The sequence below is a fragment of the Oceanicoccus sp. genome, from assembly GCF_029238675.1.
Lineage (GTDB): Bacteria > Pseudomonadota > Gammaproteobacteria > Pseudomonadales > Dasaniaceae > Oceanicoccus.
This window is the reverse complement of the sequence record NZ_JAQWFR010000023.1, coordinates 62,944-74,584: the sequence shown is the minus strand read 5'-3', so window position 1 is coordinate 74,584 and position 11,641 is coordinate 62,944. Positions and strand designations below refer to the sequence as shown.

At 47.5% G+C, this 11,641-nt stretch carries 13 protein-coding genes; 4 read left to right on the top strand and 9 right to left on the bottom strand.

The features are described from left to right. Genes gspK through gspE form a run of 7 tightly spaced genes read right to left on the bottom strand, consistent with a single transcriptional unit; the run spans position 1 to position 5,711 of the window. Positions 1 to 942: a type II secretion system minor pseudopilin GspK gene (gene gspK / locus P8H32_RS07680; RefSeq protein WP_297293078.1), complete on the bottom strand. Its 942-nt coding sequence runs from the start codon at positions 940 to 942 to the stop codon at positions 1 to 3. Further along, a complete protein-coding gene (gspJ, locus tag P8H32_RS07675; RefSeq protein ID WP_297293077.1) occupies positions 939 to 1,595 on the bottom strand; it encodes a type II secretion system minor pseudopilin GspJ in 657 nt (218 codons plus the stop codon). Before gspJ ends, gspK begins: the two co-directional genes overlap by 4 nt. Beyond that, complete coding sequence (gspI, locus tag P8H32_RS07670; RefSeq protein ID WP_297293076.1) at positions 1,595 to 1,966, bottom strand: type II secretion system minor pseudopilin GspI; 372 nt, start codon at positions 1,964 to 1,966, stop codon at positions 1,595 to 1,597. The genes gspJ and gspI overlap by 1 nt, the downstream gene beginning before the upstream one ends. Continuing rightward, complete coding sequence (gene gspH, locus P8H32_RS07665; RefSeq protein WP_301089045.1) at positions 1,963 to 2,523, bottom strand: type II secretion system minor pseudopilin GspH; 561 nt, start codon at positions 2,521 to 2,523, stop codon at positions 1,963 to 1,965. Before gspH ends, gspI begins: the two co-directional genes overlap by 4 nt. Continuing rightward, on the bottom strand, positions 2,501 to 2,947 hold the full coding sequence (gene gspG, locus P8H32_RS07660) for a type II secretion system major pseudopilin GspG (RefSeq protein ID WP_297293074.1): 447 nt from the start codon (positions 2,945 to 2,947) through the stop codon (positions 2,501 to 2,503). The genes gspH and gspG overlap by 23 nt, the downstream gene beginning before the upstream one ends. 19 nt (positions 2,948 to 2,966) lie before the next feature. Further along, positions 2,967 to 4,211 (bottom strand): type II secretion system inner membrane protein GspF, encoded by a 1,245-nt coding sequence (gene gspF / locus P8H32_RS07655; protein WP_301089043.1) that lies wholly within the window; start codon positions 4,209 to 4,211, stop codon positions 2,967 to 2,969. Between the two features lie 6 nt (positions 4,212 to 4,217). Then, on the bottom strand, positions 4,218 to 5,711 hold the full coding sequence (gene gspE / locus P8H32_RS07650; RefSeq protein WP_301089041.1) for a type II secretion system ATPase GspE: 1,494 nt from the start codon (positions 5,709 to 5,711) through the stop codon (positions 4,218 to 4,220). Positions 5,712 to 5,848: 137 nt separating this feature from the next. On the opposite strand from gspE, the gene P8H32_RS07645 reads away from it, so the two are divergent. From P8H32_RS07645 to P8H32_RS07630, 4 genes are all read left to right on the top strand, one after another. Then, a complete protein-coding gene (locus tag P8H32_RS07645; protein ID WP_301089038.1) occupies positions 5,849 to 6,565 on the top strand; it encodes a type II secretion system protein N in 717 nt (238 codons plus the stop codon). 93 nt (positions 6,566 to 6,658) lie between these two features. Beyond that, positions 6,659 to 8,479, top strand: a complete 1,821-nt coding sequence (gene gspD / locus P8H32_RS07640) for a type II secretion system secretin GspD (RefSeq protein WP_301089113.1) — start codon at positions 6,659 to 6,661, stop codon at positions 8,477 to 8,479. A 273-nt stretch (positions 8,480 to 8,752) separates the two neighbouring features. Next, positions 8,753 to 9,730, top strand: coding sequence for a slipin family protein (locus P8H32_RS07635; RefSeq protein ID WP_297292161.1), 978 nt, complete (start codon positions 8,753 to 8,755; stop codon positions 9,728 to 9,730). Positions 9,731 to 9,740: 10 nt separating this feature from the next. Further along, the gene (locus tag P8H32_RS07630; RefSeq protein ID WP_297292162.1) at positions 9,741 to 10,211 is read left to right on the top strand and encodes an NfeD family protein; all 471 of its coding nucleotides are present in this window, start codon (positions 9,741 to 9,743) and stop codon (positions 10,209 to 10,211) included. A 38-nt stretch (positions 10,212 to 10,249) separates the two neighbouring features. Here the strand turns inward: P8H32_RS07630 and nqrM are convergent, their stop codons facing one another. Both nqrM and P8H32_RS07620 read right to left on the bottom strand, forming a co-directional pair. Continuing rightward, on the bottom strand, positions 10,250 to 10,486 hold the full coding sequence (gene nqrM / locus P8H32_RS07625; RefSeq protein WP_301089035.1) for a (Na+)-NQR maturation NqrM: 237 nt from the start codon (positions 10,484 to 10,486) through the stop codon (positions 10,250 to 10,252). A 112-nt stretch (positions 10,487 to 10,598) separates the two neighbouring features. Further along, positions 10,599 to 11,636, bottom strand: coding sequence for an FAD:protein FMN transferase (locus P8H32_RS07620; protein ID WP_297292164.1), 1,038 nt, complete (start codon positions 11,634 to 11,636; stop codon positions 10,599 to 10,601). Positions 11,637 to 11,641: the final 5 nt, after the last annotated feature.

Genomic DNA, 11,641 nt, shown 5'->3' with positions numbered 1-11,641 from the left:
CTATTCAATGCCCTGCTGGCGTTTAAGCAGCGTTATACTGCCATCATTATTATTGCGGTAAACCTGGCTACGAATAATACTAATACGCTGGTCGTAGACGGCAGTTACTTTAATTTCAAAAAATTCACTGGCGGTCTTAAGCTGGTTGCGGGCAATCGATAAAGATCCGATATCCCCACTACTCACCCACTCATTCACCGTGCTATACCCACCTCGCTGCTGGATAGCCATAATATCGACAGCGCTATCATCACTAAGTGCTTCTACCATTTTAGCAGCTAGGGTATTGATATTGTATTTTGTGGTGCCTATTTGTTGATCTTTCACTTGATGGGGCAAGGCAACCACATAATCTTTCAACCGAATATAGTCTTCAAAACGCATATCCGTTAATAAACGCAGTTCTGAACGGTCAGCAAGCGGCTGGTTGGCGGTTAAGTAATTCAGGGGTTGGTAGCTTTCATCCTCGGCACCGCCAATAGTAGCTACCGTATTGCTATCTAACCAATCCACTAACGCGGGAGCATAATCGGTTGAAATATCCAGCGCCTCTAACAAACGGCTAAAGTCTGTTAATGCCTGATTGTTAACACGACCGTTGGCCGCCACTACATTATTAAGATTAAAACGCCCTTGCAGGTCACTAATTTCAATGGTCATTTCGCCGTTATCAATATCAAAGATTTGACTAATATCAGACCAGTTGTCGCTGAATTGATCGGATGATGGGTCTTCATCATAATCCCGGAAAAGTATCTGGCGCGCGTACTGCTCCCCGGCCAGTGCATAGTGGTAGGCCTGTTTACTATTGATTAGGTTAGCGGTTTTGCGAATATCACGGTAATTTCTGGAAGCCACTTCGCTGGTGATAATGGCTGCCAAAGCAAAGACCAGCAAGACAGTAATCAGGGCTACTCCCTGTTGATGCTTGACGCTGTTCATTGCAGCACCGGGTACAGGCGACTGAGTTGATCACCATCGTCATTAAGCAAGCTTATTTCGATGGCCAGCGGCACAACTGGATCCGCTTTCTGTTCAGGCAGAGGCCATTGCTGGTGACGCCCCTCTTCGCTAAGCACCGCTACTGTTAAACGGCTGACATCAGCTAATAAGACTTGAACAATGACCGGTGCATCTTCTTCGCGGTCCAGCGCCGACCAAATATGCCGACGTAAATAACTGCGGTCATCACGATAGTATTGGCTATCTCTATTGGAGGACTTAGGGTGTGGGCCAATATCGTAGGCAATACGCTGCATAGAACTGCGGGGCAACATCAGCGGGTTTTTGCGGCCACCGCGAGTAAACTCCAAGGGGTATAGCTCTTGGTTAACCAGTAAAAATTCGGCCCTATCAACTGTCGTATTTCTGATCGAGCGATCTAACACCTGCTGTAAATCGCGATCAATAATAGCCAGGGCTTTTTGCCGCTCGGCCAGCAACTGGGAATAAACCTCACTCACTTGCTGGCTTTGAATTGTTGCGTTTAATACTCGGTATGAGGCCACCCCAATCAGCGAGAAAATACTTAAGGCGATCAACACCTCTAATAATGTCAGGCCGCGCTGCGTTTGTTTAAGACCGGCAAACATCATCAATGTTTACCTCGATAACCAATTAATAAAGCCAATGGTGCATCAAACTGCTGGTCTTGAGTAACTATAACTTCTATTTTTCGTAGCCAGGGGTCTGAAGTTTGAGTCACTTCGGTGGTGACCTGCCACTGTTGTTCGCCCAACTCTACTAAAGTGGTTCGACTTCCCGGACTGGGCCAATCCGGTGCTGCCTGCATTACAGCCAGTTGATTGTCGGCAACGACCATGGCGGAGGTTTTAAGGTGTAGCTGTTCTAATTGGCTAAGGCTTTGACCAGACTGGCTAATAACAGCCAATGAAGAAATAGCCAATATGGCCAGTGCAATAAGCACTTCCAATAAGGTGAAACCGGCCAGCTGTTTGCGTATCACAGTCGTTCAACCCCCGAAACACCATCGCTAGCCAATCTAACGCTATTGGTCAGCTCTGAATGGGATAAGGTGATAATAAAGGGAGTCATTTCGCCGCTGGATAATAATAGCAGTAAAGGCTCGGGACCTTGTTGCTTACCCAGGGATTGAAGTCTTTCTACTTGACGCTCGAACTCAGTGTCATTAGCCCCCTGCAAACTGACCTGCAGGCTTATATTGGGATCAAGGGGATGAAAGGCCAGCAATTTTTCTACTGAGGGCAACCAGGCCAGGCTTTCGGTATCCAGTCTTAAAAACTGGTAGCCCGGTGTTTCATCCGTAGTATCTGTCCCCATCGCTAATGAAAACTCCACCCCTTGCATCACCGCTTCATCAGCTACCATTTGCAAACTGGTTTGTAAGCGACGGGCTTCCCTGTCTAACAATTTCTGTGAGTTGTCACCGATGGAAACCGCCAGCATGGATGCCATCACAGAGATAACAACCAGCACCAGCATCATTTCAATCAGGGTAAAACCCCGAGGCCGGCTGATATCAATTACCGATATCAGCATCATAACCCTCGCCGCCTTCGCGACCATCGGCACCGAGTGAATAGATATCAAAAGCGCCCGTTGAACCCGGGCTAATATATTGATACTCAGTACCCCACGGGTCGACGGGTAATTTACCTTTTTTTAAATAACCTGCCGAATTCCATTTTCTGGGTACTGGCGAGGTATTGGGCTTTTCCACCAAAGCCTGTAAACCCTGATCGGTGGAAGGAAAGATTTGGTTATCTAATTTATACATTTCTAACGCTTGTTCTATGGTGGCAATATCGGTTTGCGCCGCCGTCACTTTTGCCTCGTCGACTCGGCCCAAAATATTAGGGGCCACCAGACCAATCAACACACTGATAATGACGACAACCACCATAATTTCTATCAAGGTAAAACCTTGCTGCCTACGATTGAATGTTTTGCTCACTGAGTTTGTCATTGTTTTTACCACGGCTTAGTTATATCAATTGGTTGAGATCAAAAATGGGCTGCAAGATAGCAACCACAATAATAAGTACTGCACCGCCCATCAATAACAGCATGGCCGGCTCAAAAATACCGATTAAAGTTGTCACCAAATCATCCAGCTCACGCTGTTGGTTTTCGGCTACTCGCTCTAACATGGCATCTAAGTCACCACTGGATTCACCACTGGCTATCATATGAATCATTATCGGGGGAAAGTAACCATTTTGTTCCAGGGACTGATGCAAACTACCCCCTTCCCTGACTTGCTGTGTCGCTTCGGTCACTGCCTGCTGCAAAAAACTATTCTCTATCACTTCTGCAGAAATTTTCATGGCATCCACCAGTGGCACACCGCTGCTGGTAAGAATGCTTAAGGTACTGGTATAGCGGGCGGTATTAGTGCCGCGGGAAAAACGGCCGGTTAATGGTAAACCCAGCAAGCGGCGATCCCAGTGAATTTTTAAGGCTTTGTTTTGCAGTGCATAACGCAAGCCACTAACGGCAAGAATCAGTAAAACAATCACCAGCAAACCATAGCTAACAATAAAATCACTTAGGCTGATCAGAGCCTGGGTTAACACCGGCAAGGCTTGCCCCTGGCCAATAAACACTTCAACCACATCGGGTACAACAAAGGCCATTAAACCCGATACGATAGCGATGGACATCACCAACAAAATCAGCGGATATAACATAGCCAGTTTGGTTTTCTGGCGGGACTGATAGGTGTTCTCGGTATAATCCGCCAAGCGACTAAGCACTAAATCCAAATGACCGGCATGCTCACCGGCAGAGACGGTTGCCCGGTACAAAACAGGAAAGGCTCGAGGGAAGTCTGCCATGCTGTCTGCCAGGGAATGACCTTCCATCACCTTGGAGCGCACAGCCAGCACAACACCTTTTAGTTTATCGCTTTCAGACTGCTGTGAAATGGCTGTTAAGGCCTCTTCCAAAGGCATTGATGACTGAATCAGTGTAGCCAGTTGACGAGTAATGGTGGCCAGCTCACCGACTTTTATTGATGGGCCGCGATTAAATAACGAAGGGGTTGCATAAGCCTCACCGACGTTGGCTCCATCATTGCTCGCAGTTTTTAACTGGGCGCTGTCAACCTGTAAAGGCGCCAGACCCCGGTCACGCAGTATCTGGCGAACCTGACGCGGGGTATCGGCCTCGATAACCCCTTTTTGCTCGTTGCCATTATCGTCCAGTGCCGCGTAGGAAAATGAAGCCATAACCCTTTAATCCTCCAGGGTGACGCGCAATACTTCTTCAACGGTAGTCACACCCTCAAGAACCCTGGCTCGGCCATCGGCTCGAATACTTTGCATACTTTTAATCCGCATAGCCTTAACCACATCTTCCTCAGCTTCTTCGTTATGAATTAACTGACGGATTTGCTCATCCACAATTAATAATTCATAAATACCCGTTCTGCCTTTATAACCTTGGTAATTGCAGCTTTCACAACCTACCGACGTATAAATTTTGCTTTCTGGCTCTAGTAGATCCCCCAGAAACTCTCGGTCCAACATGGTTGGGAAATGTTCTTCTTTGCAGTCTTCACAAAGCACTCGCACTAAACGCTGGGCCATAACGCCAATCAAGCTAGTGGCAAGCAGAAAAGGTTCTACACCCATATCGCGCAGTCGGGTAATGGCTCCCACCGCGGTATTGGTGTGCAAGGTGGATAGCACCAGATGCCCTGTCAAACTCGCTTGCACGGCAATTTCTGCGGTTTCCGAATCGCGAATCTCCCCGACCATCACTACGTCGGGGTCCTGACGTAACATGGCACGCAGGCCACGGGCAAAGGTCATATCCGCTTTTGGGTTAACCTGGGTTTGACCCACGCCTTCGAGGTTATATTCGATGGGGTCTTCAACGGTTAAAATATTGCGGGAGCTATGATTAATTTCTGACAAGCCAGCATAGAGGGTGGTGGTTTTACCGGAACCGGTTGGGCCAGTGACTAGAATAATGCCATGAGGGCGATTTAATAAGTCATTAAATTGCTGGTCTCGCAAGCGCGGCATACCCAGCGAATTTAAACTTAAACGTCCTGCCTGTTTCTCTAACAGACGAAGTACAACGCGCTCAGCGGTATTAGAGGGCATGGTTGACACACGCACATCAATTTCACGGCCGGCAATTTTCAGGGAGATACGGCCATCCTGCGGTACGCGCTTTTCAGCAATATCCAGCTTGGCCATTACTTTGATACGGGAAATCAACAGTGGTGCCAATTCTCTGCGGGGCTCTACTACTTCACGTAACACGCCATCTACCCGGAAACGTATTAATAAGCGCTTTTCAAAGGTTTCAATATGAATATCTGAAGCACCCTCTTTTACCGCCTCTGACAAAACCGCATTGATCAGGCGAATAATTGGCGCATCCCCCTCCTGCTCCATCAAATCTTCTGTTTCTTGCACGGCATTGGCCAGGCTGGCCAAATCCATCTCTTCACCCAGGTTTTCGACCATTTGCATGGCCTCTGAGGAATCTCGTTCATAGGCTGCGGCTAACAGTTGGTCAAAGGTATCAGTTTCAATCTGCTGGCAAGCAAAGCCAGACTGCAGAAAGCGGCGAACCTCTGCGTATAAAGTCGGGCTGATATTGTTCTGGTGGCAAAGTATTGGGCTGGATTGGTCATCCTGAATCTGCAAAAACACGCCATGGCGCTTGGCAAAACCAAAGGGCAAATTGCGCAGCTTAGCGGCGGGGATTTCCATAGAGTTCTCATTTCAAAGCAATACTTACCAAGAATAATAGATATCCAGCTAAATTCCACTAAGTTTGACGCCTAAGTTCTTGTTCCTGCGCTATAATTTAACCAGCTTCACATTCTTAACCGGAATCGCCAAATACCGTGCCAAACCCATTTTACGACAAAGTTCGCCAACAGCTCGAAGACCTCAGTGCTTCGTCGGTAAATCGCTATGCCGCGCTGTTGATTGCAGGCACGCTATTGCTGGTTTTGGCCGTGGAGAGCAACGGCCTGCTGGCGACACTGAACTACCAACCCGCCATCAGCTCGACCGCAAAACCAACGGCATCCAACCAACAATCCAATTATCAGGCCAGCAGTATTACCAATAGCTATTTATTTGGTCGATTGGAAGGTGGCCAGTTTATTAACCAGGCCAATATCCCCGTTACCCGCATGCAACTGATACTGCGTGGTGCCTTTACCTCATCCAACCCACAGCAAGCCAGCGCCATTATTGAGGGACCGGATGGCCAGACTCGGTCTTATAAAACAGGCAGCAGGATTTACGGCCAGGCCAGCTTGCAGCAGGTATTGGGTGATCGTGTTGTTTTATCCCGAAATGGCCAGCTGGAAACTTTGTATTTCCCGCAACCTGACAGCAGCACAGCAACAACATCCAGCGACAATAATTTCTCTGCTGACGCTGTTCCGGACGATATCAAACAACTGGTGCAAGACACGATGAGCGCAGAAGAGATTCAAGCCACCAGCCAACAATTAAAAAGCTCGGCTATGACACCCGCACAAAGACAGGAACTTATTCGCAAACGCTTGCAGGAATTACGCAACCGCTCCAAAGCCGGCCAGCAACAATAGACCAGCAACAATAGCCAAAGGATAACAACGCTGATGAGTGTACAGGCAATAACAATAAAGTCCCTTTTAAGGCAAGTTATCACTGTGCTAGTTATGCTGGGCTGCTTGCTCCAGGCACCGCTATATGCCGCTGAAAAAGTCACTATGAATATGCGCGATGCAGATATTCGCGCCCTGATTCAATGGGTGGCAGATAACACCGGCAAAAATATTGTTGTACACCGCGCAGTTCAGGGCAATGTCACCGTCTTATCTCCCCAACCGCTAACTACCGACGAAGCCTACCAGGTATTTTTATCCGTGCTTCAGGTACAAGGCTATGCCGTTATTGAAACCCCGGAAGCCTTAAAAATTGTACCCAAGGCATTGGCCACCAAAAGCGGCTTACCCGCCGCAGGTAGCAGCGCGAATGCCGATATGGTGGTAAGCCTGATCAATATTGACAATGTATCTGCCCAGAAGATGGCTGGGGTTTTGCGCCCATTACTAAGCGCCGAGGCGGTTATAACACCCTACCCGGCAACCAATTCCCTGGTCATCGCCGATAACGCCACCAGCATTGAATCGGCCAAGCGTATTATTAAGCAGCTGGATAAATCTTCTGACAACACCATTGAGCTGATCACCCTGAAACATGCTGATGCCAAGAGTGTTTTACAAAGCCTTAGCTCACTGATACCCATAACGGGCAATGACGCCATGGAGATTGCTATTTCTATGGATGAACGTTCTAACAGCATGTTAATGGCGGGAGACCCCACCAGGCGCAAACAGTTTAAACAACTGATTGCACAACTGGACACCCCCCTAAATGGTCAGGGCAATACCCGGGTTATTTATTTGCATTATGTCGATGCCGACGAGATATTACCTATTCTGAAAAGCCTGGCACTAAGTATTCAGGCCACGCAAAAAGACGAAAGCAATACCATCAGTATTGATAGCAGCGAAAGCGCTAATGCTTTAATCATTAATGCTCCGCCGGCCATGCTAAATACCATGAAGGATGTTATCCAGAAGCTGGATATCCGCCGTGCCCAAGTCATGGTGGAAGCTTTAATCGTTGAGGTCAGTGGCGATATTGCCAATGATGTAGGCGTGAGCTGGATAACCAACCCGGACCAGGAATTTATTGGGGCGGTTAATACCCTGGGGGATTTACCGCTGGCAAACCCCGGCGGCGATAACAGCCCGCTGGCCTTTGCACCGGGCCAGGGTTTTACCTTTGGGTATTTTAATGACGGTGATTTACAGGCTGCTATACGAGCCTTAAACGCCACACAAAATGCCAATATCCTATCTACTCCAACCATTGTCGCTATCGATAATGAAGAAGCCTCATTACTAGTGGGGCAAAATGTACCGTTTAAAACCGGGCAATCGACCAGCTCCGCTTCTTCTACTAACGACCCCTTTACCACGATAGAAAGACAGGATATTGGTATTTCTTTAGTCGTTACCCCAAGAATTAACCAAGGGGATTCAATTACTTTAGATATACAACAAAAAACAGAAAACATTGCACCGTCCATTGACGTTGCCTCGGATATTATTACCAATAAACGCGAGATCTTAACCAAGGCGCTAATTAAGGATGACCAAATATTAGTGTTAGGCGGTTTAATTAGTGAAGAGGAATCAGAGATTCAGGAAAAAGTCCCTTTTCTTGGCGACCTGCCCCTGATTGGAAAGCTGTTTAGTAGTACGGGTAAAACCAATAGTAAAAAGAACTTAATGGTGTTTATTCACCCTACCATTTTAAAAGATGATGCGCAGATCACCGAAATCACCCAGCGTCGTTATAACTTTATGCGAGGCTTGCAGGAGCAGGTAAAAAGTAAAGAATGGAAAGTTGACCCGGATGACTCAGCGGTGATGGAAGATTTTAATACCTTCACTCCCGTCAACAACTAACCCTACCCAATACCTTGGCGCCCCTAGCGACAAAAGCCATCAGCATTACACAAGAAGGATTATCCCAGACAGCAATACGCGAAGGCGGGAATAACAGTATAGGCATACGATCTGGGTTCCCGCCTTCGCGGGAATGACGTTACTTTGCGGGAATGACGTTACTTTGCGGGAATGGCGATTCAAAAAAACACTTGTTCCAGCCCTACCGATACCCTACATTAGTCCCAACGCGATAAGTATCCGTAAAAACTAAATTGCTAAAGGAACAACTCGATGGATTTTGCTGCAAGTTTAATTTCAAGCCCACTGGTTTGGGTCACTGTTATAGTGCTTTTTACCTTAAAGAAAGGCATTTATTTTGTCCCACAAAACCGTGGCTATGTTATCTATACCCTCGGTAAATACGATAAAACCTTAGGCGCCGGCCTTAACTTTATTATCCCCTTTGTGCAAAGCGTCGCCGCTGACCGCAACCTCAAAGAGCAATCGCTGGATATAGCTTCGCAATCCGCTATCACCAAAGACAATATCTCGCTGGATATCGATGGCATTCTATTTATGAAAGTCACCGATGCCGGTGCGGCCACCAACAATGTTACTGACTATAAAATGGCTGTTACGCAATTGGCCATGACCACTATGCGTAATGCGATTGGCTCAATGGAACTGGATGAGTGCTTCCAAAGCCGGGATACCATTAATGCCACCATCCTTGCGGCTATGACTGAAGCCACCCAGCCCTGGGGTGTAATGGTGACTCGCTATGAGATTAAGGATATTTCTCCACCGCAGTCTATTCGCGAAGATATGGAAAAACAAATGACTGCGGAGCGTGAAAAGCGCTCTGTAATTCTTACTGCTGAAGGTGTAAAAACTGCAGCCATTACTGAAGCCGAAGGCCAAAAACAAGCCCGCGTTCTCGATGCAGAAGCGGCCAAGATGGAACAAGTACTAGCCGCCGAAGCAGATAAAGAAGCCCAGGTATTGGAAGCCACGGGTAAAGCAGAAGCTATCAGGCTAGTTGCCATAGCGGAAGCAGAGGCTCTTGAAAAAGTGGGCCAGGCGGCCGCTACTAATGAAGGTCAAAAGGCAGTGGTTTTAAGCATTGCTCAAGATGCTATTGCCGCGCATAAAGCAATCGCAGACCAAAGTACACTGGTGCTTTCTGACGGTAAGACTGGCGATAATATTTCGAATACAGTGGCTCAAGCCATTGCCGTTTCAAATGCTATTAATCATCCACAAGTTTAAGAGTTAGCCAATGGATATTGTTCAATACTTTTTAGACGATCATGCCCGCCTGCTGTTTTTGTTATCGGGTATTAGCTTTGCTATCGAACTGACAATTATGGGGCTTGGTGGCCCGTTACTGTTTTTTGCTATTGCGACTTTTATCACTGGTATTTTAGTCAGCGCCGGAGTGATTACCGGCTGGGAAAGTGAAATTTTAGTGGTGGGCGTCTTAACCGCTGTTATCGCGATTACACTTTGGAAGCCCTTAAAGAACCTGCAAAACAATGGCGGTGGCCCCGATACCAGCAGCGATATGATTGGGCAGAATGTCGCCTCCTCCAGTGAGATTACCCGCCATGGCGGCACAATTCGTTATTCCGGGATTGATTGGAATGCCCGACTGGATGCAGAGTGTTCAGTGGATAATATTGCTGAGGGGGAGCGGTGTTTGATTACTGCTGTCGATGGCAATGTAATGATTGTCCTGCCTGCCAATTAGATACCCTGTCATTCCCGCCTTCGCGGGAATGACGGTGCCTACTGCCTGGAGGGCTCTGACATGGCATCGTAGGCCAATTCAGCCTTGCCAATAACAGCAACTTCTTTTTGCCACTGCTTCTCATCACCGCCGCATACCATACAGGACTCTTTCATACCCAAGGCACTAAGCCCGCCACAGGAGCCCTTAATAGGCTTGTTAGACAGAATCACGCCCACCGCCATAATGGTAACGATGATTAACATCAGTCCAAATGCGAGAAGTATTGTAGCCATATCAACAAACCTTAATTAAATGCTTAGGGTAATCACTAATGCCGCCATTTTACGCCAGAGCTGTGCTTGTGGCCAACCCTGTTCCCAGCCCTGCTCCCAGCCCTGCTCATAGTTATTGCAGATAGGGTTTAAAGGCTTCGCTATATTGGGCTGCAAAGCCCTGCTCGGTTTTCACCAGCATATAGATAGCCAAGCCCTGCTGCTCAGCCAGTTGCAATGCCTTCTCAGGCCCCAGTACATTTAAGGCCGTGGCCAAACCATCTGCGTAGGCGGAAGAATCCGCGATTACCGTGATAGACGCCAGAGAATGATCAGTAGGATAACCCGTGGTTGGATCGATCGTATGGGAATAACGCTTGCCGTCTTGCTCAAAGTAATTGCGATAGTCACCGGATGTTGCTATTGAAACACCACTGACCTGCACGGCCTTATTCGACTGGCCAAAGGCATTGGCATCAGGCTGCTCTATGGCTATACGCCAGGGCGTACCGCGAGGACTATTACCCGCCAACCTCAACTCGCCACCGATCTCTACCATAAAATCAGTATAACCCGCATAAAGTAATAGCTCAGCGACTTTATCCACACCATAGCCTTTGGCAATAGCCGAGAGATCAAGAATAACCGGCTTGGTTTTGCGGATACTATTATCGTCCAAAGCCAACTCAATCGCCTGGAAACCACTTTGTTCTAACAGCGCTTTAATGTTGCCAGCATCCGGTACGGTTGATGGCATATCCAAACCGTCAGGGCCAAAGCCCCATAGATTAACCAGCGGCCCAACGGTAATATCAAAAGCACCACCAGTCAGCCAGCTTAGCTCCATACTCATCACCAAAATATCAAACAGATTAGCACTGACATTAACCCATTCACCGACCAGAGCCCGGTTAAATTTAGACAGCTCTGAATCATCTTGATAGGTCGACATCTGCTGATTGATTAACAATAACTGTTGATCAATCGCCTGCTGTAACTCCTGTTGATTGCTTTTGATACCTTCTCTTTCAAGCACGGTAATATGATAGGTAGTGCCCATGGTTGAGCCGGCCAGGGTAAAATGCTCTTTACCAGAGTCACCGCAACCCGCTATAAACACAAACAAAAAGAGCAGCGAAGCTGCTCTTTGGTATTGGATGAATAGATTCATAATTT